Source organism: Sphingomonas sp. MMS24-J45 (genome assembly GCF_044881195.1).
Lineage (GTDB): Bacteria > Pseudomonadota > Alphaproteobacteria > Sphingomonadales > Sphingomonadaceae > Sphingomonas.
Genome location: NZ_CP173255.1, coordinates 2599758 through 2618912, shown reverse-complemented (window position 1 = coordinate 2618912; position 19155 = coordinate 2599758). Strand labels below are relative to the sequence as shown.

At 65.8% G+C, this 19155-nt stretch carries 17 protein-coding genes and 1 tRNA gene; 5 read left to right on the top strand and 13 right to left on the bottom strand.

All coding sequences use genetic code 11. The annotated features are described in order from the left end of the window. Positions 1-2: 2 nt before the first annotated feature. The 3 genes from rutD to rutB form a co-directional block, all read right to left on the bottom strand. Complete coding sequence (rutD, locus tag AB5I39_RS12710; RefSeq protein WP_404367384.1) at positions 3-803, bottom strand: pyrimidine utilization protein D; 801 nt, start codon at positions 801-803, stop codon at positions 3-5. Positions 804-953: 150 nt separating this feature from the next. Beyond that, positions 954-1337, bottom strand: coding sequence for a pyrimidine utilization protein C (rutC, locus tag AB5I39_RS12705; protein WP_404367381.1), 384 nt, complete (start codon positions 1335-1337; stop codon positions 954-956). 88 nt (positions 1338-1425) lie between these two features. Then, on the bottom strand, positions 1426-2172 hold the full coding sequence (rutB, locus tag AB5I39_RS12700) for a pyrimidine utilization protein B (protein ID WP_404367378.1): 747 nt from the start codon (positions 2170-2172) through the stop codon (positions 1426-1428). Between the two features lie 120 nt (positions 2173-2292). On the opposite strand from rutB, the gene AB5I39_RS12695 reads away from it, so the two are divergent. Next, positions 2293-2366: transfer RNA gene (locus AB5I39_RS12695), tRNA-Gly, on the top strand. Between the two features lie 8 nt (positions 2367-2374). Next, complete coding sequence (locus AB5I39_RS12690; protein ID WP_404367375.1) at positions 2375-3688, top strand: glycosyltransferase family 39 protein; 1314 nt, start codon at positions 2375-2377, stop codon at positions 3686-3688. On the opposite strand, the gene AB5I39_RS12685 is transcribed toward AB5I39_RS12690, so the two are convergent. Further along, on the bottom strand, positions 3676-5316 hold the full coding sequence (locus tag AB5I39_RS12685) for a hypothetical protein (RefSeq protein ID WP_404367373.1): 1641 nt from the start codon (positions 5314-5316) through the stop codon (positions 3676-3678). The genes AB5I39_RS12690 and AB5I39_RS12685 overlap by 13 nt on opposite strands. Before the next feature lie 130 nt (positions 5317-5446). Between AB5I39_RS12685 and AB5I39_RS12680 the strand changes: the two genes are divergently transcribed. Beyond that, positions 5447-6448: an NAD(P)H-binding protein gene (locus tag AB5I39_RS12680; RefSeq protein WP_404367371.1), complete on the top strand. Its 1002-nt coding sequence runs from the start codon at positions 5447-5449 to the stop codon at positions 6446-6448. 4 nt (positions 6449-6452) lie between these two features. Continuing rightward, the gene (locus AB5I39_RS12675) at positions 6453-7691 is read left to right on the top strand and encodes an NAD(P)/FAD-dependent oxidoreductase (RefSeq protein WP_404367368.1); all 1239 of its coding nucleotides are present in this window, start codon (positions 6453-6455) and stop codon (positions 7689-7691) included. A gap of 130 nt (positions 7692-7821) precedes the next feature. Here AB5I39_RS12675 and AB5I39_RS12670 read toward each other — a convergent pair whose 3' ends face one another. From AB5I39_RS12670 to AB5I39_RS12640, 7 genes are all read right to left on the bottom strand, one after another. Continuing rightward, positions 7822-8520: a haloacid dehalogenase type II gene (locus tag AB5I39_RS12670; protein ID WP_404374147.1), complete on the bottom strand. Its 699-nt coding sequence runs from the start codon at positions 8518-8520 to the stop codon at positions 7822-7824. After that, positions 8520-9611 carry a histidinol-phosphate transaminase gene (gene hisC / locus AB5I39_RS12665; protein ID WP_404367365.1) on the bottom strand — a complete coding sequence of 364 codons (1092 nt, stop codon included), beginning with the start codon at positions 9609-9611 and terminating at the stop codon, positions 8520-8522. The genes AB5I39_RS12670 and hisC overlap by 1 nt, the downstream gene beginning before the upstream one ends. Positions 9612-9768: 157 nt before the next feature. Next, positions 9769-11493, bottom strand: coding sequence for a DEAD/DEAH box helicase (locus AB5I39_RS12660; protein ID WP_404367363.1), 1725 nt, complete (start codon positions 11491-11493; stop codon positions 9769-9771). 89 nt (positions 11494-11582) lie between these two features. After that, a complete protein-coding gene (locus AB5I39_RS12655; RefSeq protein ID WP_404374145.1) occupies positions 11583-11948 on the bottom strand; it encodes an endonuclease domain-containing protein in 366 nt (121 codons plus the stop codon). Between the two features lie 106 nt (positions 11949-12054). Continuing rightward, the gene (locus tag AB5I39_RS12650; RefSeq protein ID WP_404367360.1) at positions 12055-13233 is read right to left on the bottom strand and encodes an NAD(P)/FAD-dependent oxidoreductase; all 1179 of its coding nucleotides are present in this window, start codon (positions 13231-13233) and stop codon (positions 12055-12057) included. After that, complete coding sequence (locus AB5I39_RS12645) at positions 13230-14786, bottom strand: ATP-binding protein (RefSeq protein ID WP_404367358.1); 1557 nt, start codon at positions 14784-14786, stop codon at positions 13230-13232. Before AB5I39_RS12645 ends, AB5I39_RS12650 begins: the two co-directional genes overlap by 4 nt. Further along, a complete protein-coding gene (locus AB5I39_RS12640; protein WP_404367355.1) occupies positions 14783-15466 on the bottom strand; it encodes a response regulator in 684 nt (227 codons plus the stop codon). Before AB5I39_RS12640 ends, AB5I39_RS12645 begins: the two co-directional genes overlap by 4 nt. 132 nt (positions 15467-15598) lie before the next feature. On the opposite strand from AB5I39_RS12640, the gene AB5I39_RS12635 reads away from it, so the two are divergent. Beyond that, on the top strand, positions 15599-16795 hold the full coding sequence (locus tag AB5I39_RS12635) for an acetyl-CoA C-acyltransferase (protein ID WP_404367352.1): 1197 nt from the start codon (positions 15599-15601) through the stop codon (positions 16793-16795). Positions 16796-16897: 102 nt separating this feature from the next. Here AB5I39_RS12635 and AB5I39_RS12630 read toward each other — a convergent pair whose 3' ends face one another. Both AB5I39_RS12630 and AB5I39_RS12625 read right to left on the bottom strand, forming a co-directional pair. Then, positions 16898-18505 carry a hypothetical protein gene (locus AB5I39_RS12630; RefSeq protein ID WP_404367349.1) on the bottom strand — a complete coding sequence of 536 codons (1608 nt, stop codon included), beginning with the start codon at positions 18503-18505 and terminating at the stop codon, positions 16898-16900. Between the two features lie 96 nt (positions 18506-18601). Then, positions 18602-19150, bottom strand: a complete 549-nt coding sequence (locus AB5I39_RS12625) for a pseudouridine synthase (RefSeq protein WP_404367346.1) — start codon at positions 19148-19150, stop codon at positions 18602-18604. Between the last annotated feature and the right edge of the window lie 5 nt (positions 19151-19155).

Below are 19155 nucleotides of genomic sequence, written 5' to 3'. Positions count from 1 at the left end.
GGTTACCCTTCCGCGATTTCGCCCGCCAGCCAGGCGAGCACGAAGCTGTTGAACGCGTCGGGATCGACGACATTGACCGCATGCCCGCCATGTTCAGCGCGGCAAAACCCGGCGATCGGCAGGCCGTTGGCAAGCGCCACGCCGGCGTTCGACGGCACCAGCATGTCATCATCGGACACCACGACTAGGACCGGCCGGTGAATGTCGCGCAGCCGATCGGTTACGTTGAACCGGGCGAGCGCAGCGATGCGCTTCTCCATCGTCTTAGCGCCGGGGAAATGCGCGAGTTGGTCGGGCAGTTCGGCCTCGAGTACCGCGTCATTCGCCGAAATCCAGTTGGGCGGATAGAGGAACAAAGGCTGCGCGCGGAGATACGCCTCCGGGCCGCTACCGCGCAGTAACGCGAGCCGCGCAGCGAAACAGCGCAGGAAATGCGGATCGGGCGCGGCCCAGCCATTGACCACCACCAATTTGTCGATTCGCTCTGGCGCCAGCAGGGCCAACGCAAGCGCCGCGACAGCGCCAGCGGCATGACCGGCGATCGTCGCCACCGGAATTTCCAAAGCGTCCATCAAGGCGAGGATATCGGTCGCGAAATCCTCGACCGAAACCGTGTCCGGTAAGGCGCGATCGCTCCGCCCAGTACCGCGATGATCATAGGCGATGACGCGGTAATGCTCGGCGAGCGCGGGGATATTGGGTGCCCAATAACTAGCCGAGCCGCCGAGGCCCGATGACAGGATCAGCGGGGGCGCGTCTTCTGGGCCGTGGGTTTCGTAATAAAGGCCGGCAGCATATCCCATCACCTTTCCCCCCGCCGTTCCCCGGCGAAGGCCGGGGCCCAGTTGCGCGCGTTTCGGGGTTCTAACGCTGCGCGCAGTTTCCATCTGCGCCACAACTGGGCCCCGGCCTTCGCCGGGGAAGCAGGAAGGGAAGAAGCCCCGCTGGTCACCTCAACCAAGATGCGCAACGCTGGCGATCTCGACCAAACACTCGGGCTTCACCAGATCGGCGCGGATGCAATAGCGCGCAGGCTTCGCACCCGGAAAATATTCGGCATAGACCGCATTGAAGGCGGCATAATCGGCGAGGTCCTTCAGGAAGATGTGGTTCATCGCCACATCCTCCAGGCAAGCGCCTGCCGCCTCCAGCGTCACCTTGATCACGTCGAGCACATGCCGCGTCTGCGCCGCCGCATCGCCGACGTGCAGCACCGCCCCGCCCTCGCCCAGCGCCAGCACGCCGGAGACATAGACGGTGTTCCCCGCCTTCGCGCCCGCCGAATAGGGCGCGATCGGGGTTGGGAATTGCGGGGGGTTGATGGGGGTGAAGGGCATTGCTGGTTTCCTATCTTCCGTTCGTGCTGAGCTTGTCGACACTGCCATCTTCCCTGCGTTGGAGCAGGAGAGTAGCCCTTCGACAAGCTCAGGGCGAACGGGGGGTCGTGGAAGGGACTTGGCCGAAACTCCCGCAGAAATCCGCGGTCGTGCTGACCCAGCCGAAGAATTTCTCGACATTATACACGCTCGCCGCCTGCATTTCGGGCGGACCGAGATGGTGCGTCGCATCCTCCAGCATCACCCCGAAATATTCGAGGTGGAAGCCGTCGCGTAGCGTACTCTCCACGCAGACATTGGTCGCGATCCCGACGAACACCAGATTCCGAATGCCGCGCGCGCGCAGCACGCTATCAAGCTGCGAATTGAAGAAGGCCGAATAACGCGTCTTGTGGAGCGAAATGTCGCCCGGCTGCGGCGTCAGCGCATCGACGAGCGCATAATCCCACCCGCCGCGCGCGAGCAGCTGGCCCGACAGTTCGGGCCGTTTGCGCATCGTCTTCAACGCATTGGATTTGTGGAAGTTGGGCGATCCCGGCCCGCCTGCCTCGAGATAGTCCGGGTCCCAGCCGTTTTGCAGGAACACCACCTGCACCCCGGCCGCGCGCGCGGTTTCGAGCACGGTGGCAATCTTGCCGATCGTCCCTGCGGCCCCGGCAATGTCGAACCCCGCGAGATCAACGTAGCCGCCCTCGCTGGCATAGGCGTTCTGCATGTCGATCACGACGACCGCGGTCGCCTCGGGCGCGAGCCGCAACGCCTCGGGCCGTGCAGGCAGCGTGATCGCCGCTGCGCCTTCGCCGCCGGGGCAGGTTACGGTCTGGTCGTCGGGCATCGGCGCTCCTGCAAGAGCGCAACATCCTGTCGCGATTGCCGCACAAGCGCAAGGGCAGCGACTTGCACTGTACCGCAGGCCACGCTAACCGGAGCCAATCGCCGCACCAGCGATGAGCGAGCGGGTATAGTACAATGGTAGTACAGCAGCCTTCCAAGCTGAATACACGGGTTCGATTCCCGTTACCCGCTCCAATTTTCCCGTGACCGCATCCCCGCTGGCCGAGACGCAACCGCCGCGTTCGTTTTTCGAGCGTGTCGGCGCACTGGCCGGCGCGCGCTTTCGCTGGGCAATCGGTGCGATCGTGCTGGTCGCCTTCGTGTTGCGCGTGGTTGCGCGTGCCGCTGGTGGTGCCGCCGGGTTCTGGACCAACAGCTATTTTCTGTTCTTCATGCTCGCAAAGCAGCTTGCGGAGGGTCATGGCTATGCCTTTCCGGGCTTTCCGCCAACCGCGTTCCGCGTGCCATTCTATCCGATCTTCCTCGCGGCAGTGACGCAGGGGCGGCAGGATTTCTGGGCCGTGCTGATTGCACAGGCGCTGGTGTCGGCGGGGACGGTGGCGTGCGTTGCCTGGCTGGCGCGACTGTGGTTCGGGCGACCGGTCGCGCTGGTCGCCGCCTGGATCACCGCGCTCTACCCCTATTATCTGTGGCACGACACCGCACTGCAGGAGACCGGGTTCTTCACCTTCCTTGCCACACTCGCAATGGCCCTGGTGGTGGTGACGCAGCGGCGGCGCGGATTGGCCGTGGCGTTGCTCGCGGGATTGGTGCTGGGCCTTGCGATCCTGACCCGCGCGACGTTGATGCCGTTCGCGCTGTTTGCCGTTTTCTGGCTGCTGATGCCCGATCGCGCCGGTGCGCCCCTGCGACGGCGGATGGTGACGGCGCTGCTGTGCCTTGCGGCGCTCGGCGCGACGCTTTCGCCCTGGCTGATCCGCGCGCATCAGATCACCGGGCGCTATACGCTCGGCACCGAATTCGGGGCCGCGGTGTGGGGCGGCAACAACCCGATGACTTTCCGCTTCTATCCGCGTCAGAGCATCGATCTGAGCCGCAGAGCCGCGATCCTTTCCTTGACGCGCGCGGATCGCGCGCAATTGATGCCGCTGAGGGACAACGAAGCGGAGGTCAGCGACTGGTTTCTGCGCCGGGGTCTCTCGTACATCTATGCCGATCCGGCCCGTTTCATGATCGGCGCGATGCGAAAGAATATCGCGGCCTTCGGGGTACTCCCGAGTCCAAGGCATGATTGGAAGACCGATGCGGTCCAGGCGCTGGCTTATGGTCCGATGCTGGTGCTCGGCCTGATCGGCCTGTGGCGGACGCGGTCGCGGTGGCGCGAGTTCCTGCCGGTCTATGGCAATTTCCTTCTGTTCGCGGGGATCACAGGCGTCTTGTGGGGGCATTCCAGCCACCGCGCCTTTTTGGATGTCTATCTGATCATCTTTGCGAGCAGCGTGATCGTCCCCACGCTGCACAGGATCGGCGGCGCGGCACCAGTTCAGCGCAGATAGGTCCAGATCGGTTGGCGTTCGATATCGAGCCGACACACCTTCATCAGCGCGTGCCGGACGGCATAGCGCGCGATGCGCGTGTCGTAAGTGGGCGCATGGGGCTCGGCAAAATCCCAGTCGGGCGGCTGGAACGTCGAGAAGCCGTTGACCGTGGGCAAGTGCCACAGTTCGGCCAGCAACATAGCATCGACATTGTGCGGGTAGAGCGCGGTGTGTTCGAGGTCGATATAAGGCGGTTCATTCCGCCGCGCGGTGACGACGTAGAAGCTGGCGCAATCCTTGGGCGGGGCTGGGACTGCCGATAAGGCGGCACCGTCGGCCGAGCGGCTGACGGCGACCGGAACGTCGTTGCCGAATTGCTCGGCGACCAGCAATGCGACCAGCCCGGCGAGCAATATTGGCCGTTTCCGCAGACATTCGCCGGCCAGACCGCGCCAAGCGCCGACCACGAGCAACAGCACGGGCAGGATCAGGAAGAGTTGAAGGCGCAACACAACGCGCAACCCCTTCGCGCCCGGCACGAGCTCATAGACCAAGGCCCAGCCGGACCACGGCCCGATCCGAATCGCGAGCAGCCAGCACAACAGGATTGCGGCTGCGAAGGCCCGAAAGGCGGGATCGACCGGCGCGCCGCTAACCGTCCGCCGCCGCACGATCGCCTGCCACAACGCGACCACCGCGAGCGTGAACAGCAGCAGCGGGAGGCCGGTGTTATGTTCGCCATCCGTCATCCCGGGTCCGAGCGAGCGGATCAGCCAGCCCCACAGGTAATTGGCGGTGCCGACGTTGATCGGATCGAGCGGGCGAATGAGATAATGCAGTGCGGCCTGATACGCCTGCCCGCCGGTCTCGCGCGCCTTGGGCAGATAGACGGTCAGGAACGGGATCACCGCGATCGCAAAGACGATGCCCCCGACCTCAAGGACGAGGTGATGCCGCACGATTATCCGCAGCAGCGCCACCGGCCGCCACCACCCACTCGCCACCGCCCAGCACAGCACGAACACCGCGCCGAAGAAAATCGTGAACCACGCCATGTAGAAAGCGGTGAACAGCCACGCCGCGAGCAGCAGGGCGAGGCCCGCCGCGGCGAGACATGCCGCCATGCGCCGTCCTTCGCGCTCGGCACGCGGGATTGCGACCGCGAGCAGCATCGCTACCGGCAACAGCGTGATGCTCTGCAATTGCGCATGACCCGCCTGCACCATCAGGCCGTTGGCGTTGGTGAACAGGAACGCGACCAGCAGCCCCGCGCCACGCCCCCAGCGCAGCGACCGTGCGACCAGCAGATACGCCGCGACGAAGCCGATCGTCTTGAACGTCGCGAGGTTGAGCGTGTCGGCCAGGAACGGGTCGGCGAACAGCCGCCAGAAGGCATAGCTCAAGCCATAGAGGAAATAGCCGTCATTATACCCGAGCGTCGCGGGATATGGATAAAAGTAGTTGGTGACATTCCAGCTCGACGCGCCCGACAGCACATTGCGCCAATGTTCGAGGATGCTGATTTCGATGATGCCATCCGCACGATCGCTGAATCCAAGATCGAAACCGCTGGCGATCACCCGGCGAAAAAACAGCAGCAGCGCGGTGGCCCAGGCCAGCGTGACGAGCGCAAGGCCACGCCACATTGGTTTCGACGGTGCCCCCTGAACGGTCATCCCCAAACCCCTAGTGATGCAAACGTCGTCGCGCAAAAATTCGATCGCACGGCCAAGCGGCGTTGCGCCCGCCCCATCCCTGCGGCAACACCGCGCAACGATGTCGGAAACAAGCGCCTCTGCCCGCCCGCGCCGCGTGTTCGTGCTTGGGGCGACCGGCACGATCGGCCAAGCGACGGTGCGGGCTTTGCTGGCGCGCGGACATCAGGTCGTATGCCTTGTACGCGGTCGCGGGGACACCTCCGCCGAGGCCAGCGCGCATATTCTGCCCGACGCTGAGTTGCGCTTCGGTGACGTCACCGACCCGAAATCGCTGGCCCGCGACGGGTTCCGCGGGGAGCGGTTCGACGTGTTGCTCTCCTGCCTCGCCTCGCGCACCGGTGCGCCCAAGGATGCCTGGGCGATCGACCACCGCGCGCATGTCGACGCGCTGGCGGCGGCGCAAGCGGCGGGCGTGACCCAGATGGTGCTGCTTTCCGCGATTTGCGTGCAAAAGCCGTTGCTCGCGTTCCAGAAAGCCAAGCTGGCATTCGAGGCCGAGTTGATCGACTCTGGCCTGACCTATTCGATCGTCCGCGCGACCGCTTTCTTCAAATCGCTGTCGGGTCAGATCGATCGCGTGCGGCGCGGCAAGCCGTTCCTGCTGTTCGGCGACGGTATGCTGACCGTGTGCAAGCCGATCAGCGACGACGATCTCGGGCGCTATATGGTCGAGTGTATCGATTTGCCCGAACGCCATAACCGGATCCTGCCGATCGGCGGCCCCGGCGCTGCGATCACCCCGCGCGAGCAAGGCGAGCGCTTGTTTGCGCTGCTCGGCCGCGAGCCGCGCTTCAAATCGGTGCCGGTCAAGCTGCTCGATACGATCATCGCGGTGCTGGGCACGCTCGGGCGCGTGGCGCCGACGCTGGCGGACAAGGCCGAACTTGCACGGATCGGGCGCTATTATGCGACCGAATCGATGCTGGTGCTTGATCCCGTGAGCGGGCGTTACGACGCAGCCGCGACGCCATCGACCGGCACCGAGACGCTGTTCGATTTCTATGCCAGGGTCATCGCCGAGCAAGCCTCGGTAGACCGTGGCGACCATGCGGTATTTTGAAACGATGACCGAACACACTTCCTACGACGTCCTGATCGTCGGTGCCGGACACGGCGGCGCACAAGCGGCGATCGCGCTGCGGCAGCGCAAATTCGCCGGGAGCATCGCCTTGCTCGGCGACGAACCCGAACTGCCCTACGAACGCCCGCCGCTGTCGAAGGAATATCTCGCTGGGGACAAGCCGTTCGAGCGCATCCTGATCCGCCCGGCTGCCTTCTGGACCGAGCGCGAGATTACCCTGCTGCCGGGCCGGACGGTGGTGTCGGTCGATCCCGCAGGGCACCGTGTGATCACCGCAGACGGCGCGACGATCGGCTACGGGACGCTGATCTGGGCGACCGGGGGCAGCCCGCGACGGATGAGCTGCGAGGGCCATGATCTGCGCGGCGTCCACGGCGTGCGCACCCGCGCCGATGTCGAGCGGATGATGGCGGAACTGCCGCAAGTCACCCGCGCGATCGTCGTCGGCGGCGGCTATATCGGGCTGGAGGCGGCAGCGGTGCTGACCAAGCTCGGCAAGCACGTCACCGTGCTGGAGGCGGCGCCGCGCGTGCTGGCCCGGGTAGCGGGGGAAGCGCTGTCGCATTTCTACGAAGCCGAACACCGCGCGCACGGGGTCGACCTGCGCACCGGCGTGACGGTCGACTCGATCGTTGGACAGGAAGGCACGGTCGCGGGGGTGCGGCTGGCGGATGGGACGGTCCTGCCCGGCGAACTGGTGATTGTCGGGATCGGGATCATTCCGGCGGTCGGCCCACTGATCGCGGCCGGAGCCGCAGGGGGCAATGGCGTCGATACCGATGCGCTGTGCCGAACCACCCTGCCCGACATCTTCGCGATCGGCGATTGCGCGGCGCACGCCAATAGCTTTGCCGACGGTGCCAAGATCCGGCTCGAATCGGTGCAGAATGCGAATGACCAGGCAACTACCGTCGCCAAGCTGCTGACCGGGGAGGAGCATCCGTACGAGGCGGTGCCGTGGTTCTGGTCGAACCAATATGATCTGAAGTTGCAAACCGTCGGCTTGTCGACGGGCTATGATGCGACCGTGGTTCGCGGGGACATGGCGGCGCGTAGCTTCTCGGTGATCTATCTCAAGCAGGGCCGCGTGATCGCGCTCGATTGCGTCAATGCGACGCGCGATTATGTGCAGGGCCGTGCGCTGGTGCTGGCGCGCGCGGTGGTCGATCCGGCGTCGCTGGCGGATGCGAGCGTGCCGCTGAAAGAGATGCTGGGGGCTTAGGACGCGACTGAGAACCCAAATCCGTTCGAGCTGAGCTTGTCGAAGCCCTGCCCTTCCCTTGCGGCGTTGAGAGGGTGCAGCCCTTCGACAAGCTCAGGGCGAACGGGTGTTCAGCGCGAACGATAGCCGTTTAGCAGCACATCAAATCGGCCAGCTCCACCAGCGACCCAGCGCTGAACTCCCAATCCTGCGCCGCCGCGCGGTCGGGCGCTGGCCGTCCGCCATATTCCATCGGCCGATCGACATAAGCCGTACGCAATCCCGCTGCCCGCGCCGCCGCCAGATCGCTGTGATGCGCCGCGACCAGGCACAGTTCCGACGGCGCGATGCCGAGAATATCCGCCGTGCCGAGATAGGCTTGCGGCAGCGGTTTATAGACCCCGGTCGCCTCCGCCCCGAGGATCGCATCCCACGGCAGACCAGCGCGCCGCGCCATCTCCAGGATCAGCGCGACATTGCCGTTGGACAGCGTGACGATCGGGAACCGCGCCTTGAGCCGCGTCAGCCCGGCGACCGCATCGGGCCAGGGATCGAGCCTGCGCCAGGCCATCGCAAGATCGGCGACCGCCGCGTCGTCCGCATGAACGCCATGCTGTCTCAACAGCGTATCGAGCGTCTCGCGATTGAGCACATCCAGCCGCGTATAGGCGCGACGGCCAGAACGGCATTCCTCCATCGCCGGCTGGTACAAGCCACGCCATGCATCGGCAAACCCGGCCGGATCGATGTCATCACGCCCGATCACGCCAAAGAACGCCGCCGCCTCGCGTGCGATGCTGCTGCGCCAATCGACGACCGTACCGAAAACGTCGAAGGCGAGCGCCTTTATCAGCCGACGATCTCGCGCAATGCAGCCATCACGCCGCGCGTTTCGTCCTCGGTGCCGATCGTGATGCGCAGGCCGTTGCCCAACCCCTGCCCCGGCAGCCAGCGCACGATGTAGCCGCGCTCCATCAGGCCCTTATACGCGGTTTCGGCGCTTACCGCGCCTTCGAACAGGACGAGCACGAAGTTCGCGGCACTCGGCACCGCGCGCAGGCCCGCATTGCCAAGCTTGGCGATCTCGTCGTTGAACCACGCACGCCACACGCGATTATGCTCGCGCGAGGCATGGATGAAATCGGCATCGTTCAGCGCGGCGACCGCAGCTTCCTGCCCCGCCGTCGTGCAGCAGAACGGTGCGCGAATCCGGTGCATCGCGCCGATCGCCTCGGCCGAGCCATAACCCCAGCCGATCCGCTCGGCGGCGAGGCCGTGGATCTTGGAGAAGGTCCGCGTGACGATCACGTTCGGCTGCGTCCGCGCGAGGTCGAGACCGCCGTCATCCTCTTCGGCCGACAGATATTCGGCATAGGCCTGGTCGAGCACCAGCATCACGTGCGGCGGGAGGCCGGCGTGCAACCGTGCGATCTCGGCGCGCGGCGTGAACGTGCCGGTGGGATTGTTGGGATTGGCGACGAACACCAGGCGCGTCCGGTCGGTAACGCAGGCAAGGATGGCATCGACATCGGTGGCATAGTCGCGATCGTCAGCGATCACCAACGTCGCGCCGACGCGGCGGGTGGCGATTTCATAGACCGCGAAGCCGTAGCGCACCTGAATCACTTCATCGCCCGGCCCGGCATAGGCCCCGGCGACGAGATGCAGGATTTCGTCCGACCCGGTGCCGTAGATGACGCGCGCCGGATCGAGATCGTGATGCGCCGCGATCGCCTCGCGGAGCAGGGCCGCACCCGCATCGGGATAGCGCGCCAGGTCGGCGGAATGCGCGACGAATGCCGCCTGCGCCTTGCCGCTGGTGCCGAGCGGGTTTTCGTTCGACGAAAGTTTGACGACGGGGGCGCCGCTGTCACCGGTCGACCGCCCCGGTACGTACGGGGCGATGTCCATGATCCACGATTTGGGCTGGGGTGCGTTCATGCGGACGCGCTTAGCGGGGAAAACGACCGCCTTCAATTCCTTCTCCCCTCCCTGAAAGGGAGGGGTTGGGGGTGGGTAGGCCAGTTTGTCGGACGAACCTCACCACCCATACAGACCCACCCCCGACCCCTCCCTTCCAGGGAGGGGAGGCGTTAAATTACCCGCGCGGCCGCTTGTGGCCACTGCCGCCAGCCCCCGCCGGGCGCAGCGTCGGACGTGCCTGATGCCGCACCGGTGCCGGCCCATTATTGGCCCGCCGCGGACCGCGATCCGGTTGCGGCGGCGCGCCCTGGACCTGCTCGAACTGCACCGCGCCCTCGTCTTCCTGGCCGACGGTACGCTTCACCGCCGCCATGAACTTGCCCGCAATACCGCGCGGCACCTGGAACATCGTCTCGTTCGCGGCGATACGGATCGCGCCGACTTCATTCTTGGTGATGTGCCCGCGACGGCAGATCAGCGGCAGGATCCAGCGTGGGTCGGCGTTCTGGCGACGGCCGATGTCCATGCGGAACCACACCGTGTCATCGAAGCCCTCGCGGTGGTGTTCCTTGCCTGCCGGTTTCTCCGACGATTGCGACAGCATCTCCTCGGGCGCCGGCATTTTCGAGCGGAAGCTCTGCACCAGCATCGCGGCGATTTCCTCGGGCGTCTTCTGCTCGAGCAATTTCGCGGCCAATTCGCGGTCGTCATCCTCGATCTCGACCGGCGCCATCAGCATCTCCAGCAAGCGCTCACGGTCGGCCTTGCGGATGTCGTCGACGGTGGGGGCGTTCATCCATTCGACCGCGATGCGCGCGCCGCGCAGCATCATCTCGACACGCCGTTTGCGCTGATACGGCACGATCAGGATCGCGGTGCCCTTCTTGCCTGCGCGGCCGGTGCGGCCGGAGCGATGCTGCAGCGTTTCGGCATCGCGCGGCAATTCGACGTGGATGACGAGGCTCAGCGACGGAAGATCAATCCCGCGTGCCGCCACGTCGGTGGCGACACAGACGCGCGCGCGCTTGTCGCGAAGTGCCTGCATCGCGGCGTTGCGCTCGTTCTGGCTATGCTCGCCCGACAAGGCCACCGCCGCGAAACCGCGTTCGATCAATCCCGCGTGCAAATGGCGGACATTGTCGCGCGTCGCGCAGAACAGCATCGCCGTCTCGGCCTCATGCAGGCGCAGCAGATTGACCACGGCATTCTCGATGTCGGCCGGGGCAACCGTCACCGCCTGATATTCGATGTCGCCATGCCCGCGATCTTCGCCGACGGTCGAGATGCGCAAAGCGTCCTTCTGGTAACGGCGGGCGAGCGCGACGATCGACTTGGGCATCGTCGCCGAGAACAGCAGCGTGCGGCGTTCGGCGGGCGAGGCGTCGAGGATCAGTTCGAGATCCTCGCGGAAACCCATGTCGAGCATCTCATCGGCTTCGTCGAGGATGACCGCCTTGAGGTTCGACAGATCGAGCGCACCGCGTTCGATATGATCGCGCAAGCGGCCCGGCGTGCCGACCACGATATGCGTGCCGTGTGCGAGACTCCGGCGTTCGCGGCTGGCGTCCATGCCGCCGACGCAGGTCGAAATGCGTGCACCGGCCTTGCCGTACAGCCATTCGAGTTCGCGGCTGACCTGCAGCGCGAGTTCGCGCGTCGGCGCAATGGCGAGCGCGAGCGGGGCGCGCGGCGATGACAGAAGCTGGTCTTCGCCAAGCAATTGCGGTGCGATGGCAAGACCGAAGGCGACGGTCTTGCCCGAACCGGTCTGCGCGGAGACGATCAGGTCGCGGCCCTCGGCCTCTGGCTGGATGACGGCGGCCTGGACCGGGGTGGGCGCGGCATAGCCACGGGCAGAGAGCGCTTCGCCGAGAAGCGTGGGAAGATGTGAAAAGGGCATGATATTCCGGATCTGGGGCGGCGACGTCGCACGCCAAAGCGGGCCCTTAGCACGGACGTGCGGGAAATGCACGGGGGGTTGGGATATCCCTATCTTCTCCCCTCCCTGGAAGGGAGGGGTTGGGGGTGGGTCGCCCCGACGCGGAGTGCGACCTCCGCCAAAATCACCTCGGCAACACCAGCCGGATTCGCAACAACGTCGGAATTCCAGAAACGGAGGACGCGCCACCCTAGGCTTTCGAGAAAGCTGGTCCGCGCCGTGTCATACGCTGAGTCGGCATGCTGGCTCCCGTCGAATTCGACGGCCAGCTTGGCTTCGCGGCACGCTAGGTCGACGATGTAGTTTCCGATGACGAGTTGGCGGGTAAAGCGCGGTCGATAATTGCGCAGCCGCAGCCATAAGCGACGCTCGGCGTCGGTTGCGTTCGTGCGTAACGCGCGAGCGCGACGGGTCATCTCTGGCGGCACACGCGGCATTGTTCGAAGCTGGCGTAGCGCGATTCGGAGAGCAACCCACCCCCAACCCCTCCCTTTCAGGGAGGGGAGAGACTGGGGACGCGCATCAGGCCACCATCCCCGCCGCCCAGCCGCTCGCCCAGGCCCACTGGAAATTGTAGCCCCCTAACCAGCCGGTGACGTCGACCGCCTCGCCGATCGCGTAGAGCCCCAGCACCTTGCGCGCCTCCATCGTCTGCGAGGAGAGATCAGCGGTGGAGATGCCGCCCGCCGTCACCTCGGCCTTGGCGAAGCCTTCGGTGCCGTTCGGCGTAAAGCGCCAGTCGGCGAGTTGCGCCGCCGCCGCCGCGACGGCCTTGTCGGTATGGGTCCCGAGTTCGCCGTCGAGTCCGATCCGGTCGGCCAGCGTATCGGCGAGGCGGGCGGGCAAGTGATTACCGAGCGTATTGTCGAGTCGCGCGCGCGGGCGGGCGTGCTTGATCGCGACGAGCCAGCCGGGCGCGAGATCGGGCAGGAAGTTGATCCCGACCGGCTCGCCATGCCGCCAGTAAGACGACACTTGCAGGATCGCCGGGCCGCTCAGCCCCTTGTGGGTGAAGAGCGCGGCCTCGCGGAATTTGGCCTTGCCCGCTTTGGCCACAACCTCTGCGGCGACACCCGAGAGCGAGCGGAACAGCGTTTCGTCCCCGCCCAGCGTCAGCGGCACCAAGGCGGGGCGCGGCTCAACCACCTTCAGTCCGAATTTCCGCGCAAGATCATAGGCAAAGCCGGTCGCGCCCATCTGCGGGATCGACGGACCGCCGGTGGCGATAACGAGTGAGGGGGCGGTGGCGGTGCGCTCACCTACGGTCACGCGGTACTGGCCATCGGCGTGGCTTACATCGCGGATCGGATGGCCCAGCGCGATCTCCACCCCGCCCCGATCGCATTCGTCCTGGAGCATCGCGACGATCTGTTTGGCCGAGCCATCGCAGAATAATTGCCCGAGCGTCTTTTCGTGCCACGCGATGCCGTGGCGCTCGACCAGATCGATAAAGTCCTGCGCGGTGTAGCGCCCGAGCGCCGATTTGGCGAAATGCGGGTTGGCCGAAATGTAGCGATCGGCCGCAGTGTAAAGATTGGTGAAATTGCAACGCCCGCCACCCGAGATCAGGATCTTCTTGCCGATCGCCTCGGCATGATCGACCAGCAAAACGCGCCGCCCGCGCTGACCTGCGGTGAAGGCGCACATCAGGCCGGCCGCACCTGCGCCGAGGATGATGGTGTCGTAGGGAAGTTCGGTCATTCAGCCGCCAAGAGCGCAATTCGAAAGCAAGCGCCAGCGCTAACCCGTTCCGCAACGATCGTCCCGCCGCTCGCTGCCAGTAGCGAGCGCGCGATCGCGAGCCCGAGCCCTGCCCCGCCTTCCTCGCGTCGGCCGGTAAAGAAGGGTTCGAAGATGCGCTCGATATCCGTGGCCGCAATCCCCGGGCCATCATCCGCCACCGACACGCGCACCCCGTCTTCCGCCTCGATCCGGATGGTCACCATCGACGCCCCCGCCTGCCGCGCATTTTCGACGACGGTTTCCAGGATCGTCTCGATCGCAGCGCTCGTCACTCGCGCATCCGGCACCGCGCCCGCAATCACCTCGACCGCGAACGCGTCCCCCCGAAAAGAATCCGCCACCCGCCGCGCCGCCGCCGCGACATCCGCCCGCGCATCGGCATCGATCATCGTCATGTCGGCGCGCGCCAGATCGAGCAGGCGCTGGACGAGGCGTGCCAGCCGATCGGCATCGGCGGTCGCGTTGCCGAGAAAGCGGGCACGCTCCGCCGGGCTCATCTCCGCGCCATGATCGCGGAGCAGCTCCAGCGCCCCGCGAATCCCCGCGATCGGCGTCTTGAATTCATGGCTCACCGCCGCCGCGAAATCGCGCAGATAGCGTGAGCGGCGCTCGATCCGCGCCGCCATGCTGCGGAAATTGTCGTAGAGTTGCGCAATCTCGATCGCTGCCGTGACGGGCGTCTCCGGCACCAATGGCACACCGCGCGCGACGTCTTCACTCGCGCGCGCCAGCGCCGAGATGGGCCGGGCAATGCCGCGCGACAGCAGGCCGGCCAGCACCAGCAGCGTCAGGAATATCACGCTAGTGCCGAGCAGGATCGCCACCCGGTCCTGCCAGATGCCGATGAATAGCCCGCGCGGGGATCGCGTCACCGTCACCACGCCGATCACTTTGCCGTCCGCAATGACCGGGCGGGCATGGTGGACGCGGATCGCATAGGCGCGGCTCAGCATCGCACGCCAATCGGCCATTTCCTGTGCACTGCGTTCGCGCAGCACGGTCGCCGGATGTCCACGCAGAGCGGCGCGCACTTCGGCCAGCCTGGCAAAATTCAAACCGGCATCGTCGCGGCCGAGCACGACGGTCCCTCGCGCATCGAGCAATCGCGTCGCGGTCAGCGTCACCGCCACCGCATCGCTGACGATCGGACGGAGCGCCAGCGCGACTTGCGCGGCATGTGGGTCCGGCGACCCTGCCGTTCGCCCCCGCGGCGCGCGCGGCAGCACCGCATCGGTACGCAAGTCGATCCCCGGCACCTCGGGCGCAAGCGGGCGCGGGCTCGGATCGGGCACGCCACCGCGCCACGCCGATTTATACGCCGCCGCCAGCACTACGCTCTGCGCGATCAGTTCGGACTCGGTCTGCTGGACGATCGTATTCTCATACACGCGCAGCGAAAGAGCGGCGACGCCGGGCAGGGCCGCGACGAACAGCAACGTCCCGAACAGGATGACGCGCAAATGCAGCTTCGGCCAATGCGCCTTGGCAAAGCTCTTCAGGGCAGCGATCAAGCGCAGCTGCCGATGCGATACCCGATCCCGGCCCGCGTCTCGATCAGGTCGACGTGCGGAAATTTGCCGCGCAAATTGCGGACGTGGCTGTCGATCGTCCGGTCGGTGATGGCAAAGCCCGGACCGTGCAGCCGATCGATGATGGCGTCGCGTGAGAAGACCTTGGTCGGACTGGTTGCGAGCAGCAGCAACAACTGGAACTCGGTGGTGGTAAGCAGCACCGGTACGTCGTCGAAACGCGCTTCCCATGCCTCGGTATCGAGCGACAGGCGCGCGTGCGTCACTGCCTTGGGCGGCATGGCCGGTGCGGTCCCGCGCTTCAGGATCGCACCGACGCGGGCCACCACTTCGCGCGGCGAGAAGGGCTTCACCACATAGTCGTCGCCGCCGATCTCGATCCCGACGATGCGGTCGATCTCGTCGTCGCGCGACGAAAGGAACAGGATCGGCAGCGCCGCCCCGGCCCCGCCCTCCGCCCGCAGTTTGCGGCACAGATCGAGCCCGTTCAAACGCGGCATGTTGATGTCGAGCACCATCAGATCGGGCATCCGCCGCGCGAGCGCCGCTAACGCATCCTCGCCATCGGCGGCCTCCGCCACGCTCATCCCGGCCTTGCCGAGCGCAAAGGCGAGCAATTCGCGGATGTGTGGGTCGTCGTCGACGATCAGGATGTGGCTCATGGACGGCATAGTGGCTCCGGGGCGCGGTGGGTCAAGGCCGCCTTACCGTGCGGCCATCCACCGCTGATCCCGCGCTTGTGGAGAAACCGTGCAGACGGTACGCCGCGCCATCCCAAGCGAAAGGCCAGTCTCATGCGCGAAGCCGCGATCGTTTCCACCGCCCGCACTCCCATCGGCAAAGCCTATCGCGGCGCCTTTAACGCGACCGAGGCGCCGGTGCTGGCGGCGCATGTGATGAACGCGGCCGTCGAGCGTGCCGGCATCGACCCGGCGCGGATCGACGAAATCTTCTGGGGCATCGGCAATCAATGGGGCAGCCAGGGCGGCAATGCCGGGCGCATGGCAACCTTCGCGGCGGGCCTGCCGCAAAGCGTCCCCGCCTTCACGCTCGACCGCAAATGCGGCTCCGGGCTGACGGCAATCGCCCTCGCCGCGCGCAGCATCATCTGCGACGAAATGGATGTCGCGCTGGCGGGCGGCATGGAATCGATCAGCTTCACGGTCACCAAGGATGCACCGCGCTTCGTCAACAAATCGGTGATCGCGCAGGAGCCCGCCGCCTATATTCCGATGATCGAGACCGCCGAGATCGTCGCCGATCGCTACGGCATTAGCCGCGAAGCGCAGGACGCCTATGCCGCGATGAGCCAGCAACGCGCGGCGCGCGGGCTGGAAACGGGGGCGTTCACCGATGAGATCGCGCCGATCACGGTCGAGAAAGCGATCTTCGACAAGAGCGGCGAGCGGACCGGGAGCGAGACGGTGACGCTGTCGCAGGACGAAGGCATTCGCGCCGGGACCACTGCCGAGGCGCTCGCGGGCCTCAAAACCGTGTGGCCGGGCGGCGAGTTCACCGGACCGGGACAGAATGTCACGGCGGGCAATGCGAGCCAGCTTTCGGACGGTGCCTCCGCGCAAATCGTCATGGATCATGCCACCGCCAAGGCCGAGGGGCGCGAGATCCTCGGCATCTATCGCGGGTTTCAGGCCGCTGGCTGCGCGCCCGACGAAATGGGGATCGGCCCGGTCTTCGCGATCCCGAAATTGCTGGCGCGCGCCGGGCTGTCGGTCGCCGACATCGGCCTGTGGGAATTGAACGAAGCGTTCGCATCGCAATGCCTGTATTGCCGCGATTTCCTCGGAATCGATCCGGAGAAATACAACGTTAATGGCGGGGCCATCGCGATTGGGCATCCGTTCGGCATGACCGGATCGCGGCTGGTCGGCCATGCGCTGATCGAAGGGCGGCGGCGCGGGGTTCGCAATGTTGTGGTGTCGATGTGCACCGCTGGGGGAATGGGCGCGGCGGGGTTGTTTGAAATCGTGTGACGCAAGATTTTGCGAAAGCTAAATCGCGCCCCCGTCACACGATCGGCCGACGGCGCCAAAGCGCCGACCGACGACGCGGCTTCGCCGCGTCGTCCCCGCGCCCTACCGCTTCGTCTCCGTCAAAAACAAAAACGAATAATCCGAAGCATAAGGCTGCGGCGCGGCGCCCACGACGCTCGACACCTTGCGCAAGCCACCTTTAGCCGCAGCCCGCAGTCCGGGCGCAGAGGCGATGGACGTAAAGTTGGCATGGCAATCCATGCACCCCGCCTGCGTCTGCTGGAATGATTCGAGCGTGGCATCGGCAAGGATCTGCGCGGTCCCGCCCGCCGCGCCCTTGGGCGAGGGCGCGCCCTGCGGCAACGGCAGGCGCTGGCCCGCCGGGAGCGGATTGCCGCTGGCGGTCGGCCATTGCACGCCGACCAGGCGGTAATAATTGAACACAGATTTGGCCGGCAGCAGGCTCCAATAATAGGCCGTGACGCCGTTTGCCGTGGCCGACACAGGCGTCACCCGCGTGATCTGCATCGGCGCGGTGAACGGCTGACACGTACCGCCCGGCGCGGGCGGGCATCGAACCGGCGGGGCATTGTGCACGCACTTGAACGCGTTGGTCCGTGGATTGCAGTTCGGATTGAAGAACGTGTAACCCGGCGACGGCTTCTGATTGGGGTTGGCGGGCAAGGTCGGCGCGACGAAGCCACCGCCGGGTGCCTCATCCGGCGTATTGTCGATCTGCTCGAACGTCGCCCAGATCCACTGGTGGAATGCCACCGTCTTGCGCGCGATGTGCAGCCCGACCAGGCCGACCGTCACTCGGCGCTTCATCTTGGAAACGGGATCGACGATTTCGGCGATCGCGGTCTTGTAGCGATAATCCAGCGAATGGTCGGCGGGCAGCGGCGTCCACGATGCCTTCACCTCCATCGCGCCGACATTGTCGCCATAGGTCTTGATGTTTCCTGCGCAGTCGGTGTCGTCCCACCCGTTCGACTGTCCTTCGGGCATGGTCAGGCCGCCACGCATCAGCGCGCCCGGCGGCGGCGGCCCCGGTGGGCCGTCGCTGAGATATTTACCCGGCTGACTGGCGCACGCCAATTGCCCGGCGGCCGTAGTCAGATTCTGCGTCGTGATAAATTCATATTCATCGCGGTTCATCATGATTTCGTAATAGGTCAGCCCACCCCGCGCGTTCGTCAGCCAATGATGCCCGCTGCCCGCCTGATAGATGTCGCTGAGGTCCGCCGCGCCGAACTTAGAGGTTCGGCTGAGCACTTTCATCGCTGGCCGTTTCGCCTGCCACGTCCCCTTCATCGGCGTGGCCGTGAAAACGGCGGACGCCTCCATATAGCTTTCCCAGACCTTCGGGCTGACGTCGCCCGGCGTGCCGAACGAAGCGGGCAGCGCCTTGGGATTGGGATAGCCCGGCCGGGTCGGATCGGCCTGCCAATTAAGCGCGACGAATTCCTGCCAGGCGAAGCAATAAACGCTGGTCTCATCGCGCGCCGGACTGGAGGTTAGCGTCGATTGGAGCGTCGTAGGGCCGGCGGCGCACGGGTTCGCCAAGATCGGTGCCGCTAGCGCTGCCGCCCCGCTTGCGCTCGTCGAGTCCGCCGCGCCGATGCTGAACCCGCCGACCGCAAGGCCGAGCGCCAACACGCCAGCCGCCGCAACACGCGTCGATTTACCGATTGTGTCCAACCCCCACATCGCAGCCCCCTGCTTGCCGATTGTTCCTGGTCGATTGTTTCGCAACCGTATCGCACAGTTTAGGGCAGTCGAACAGAGTATCGCGCGCCGGGCGCGTCAAACCCGGACCTCCTGCCAAGCGCCTTGCGGGATACCGTCGAGGGCCCAGTCCCCAATCCGCCAGCGCACCAGCCGCAGCGTCGGCAACCCGACCGCCGCGGTCATCCGCCGCACCTGCCGGTTCCGTCCTTCGCGGATCGTGAGCTGCAGCCAGCAATCGGGCACGCTCTTGCGAAAGCGCACCGGCGGATCGCGCGGCCACAGTTCGGGCGGATCGATCTGCTTAACCTCGGCCGGGCGCGTCATGCCGTCTTTCAGCAGCACGCCCTTGCGCAAAGCGGACAGGCTGGCGGCATCGGGCTCCCCCTCCACCTGGACCCAATAAATTTTGGGCAATTTGAAACGCGGGTCGGCGATGCGCGCCTGCAAGCGCCCGTCATCGGTCAGCAGCAGCAACCCCTCGCTATCGCGATCGAGCCGCCCCGCCGGATAGACGCCAGGCACCTGCACATAGTCCGACAGCGTGGCGCGTGCGGTGTCCGATCCCACATCGGTGAATTGCGACAGGACGCCATACGGCTTGTTGAACAGGATTAGCCGCGCCATCGGCC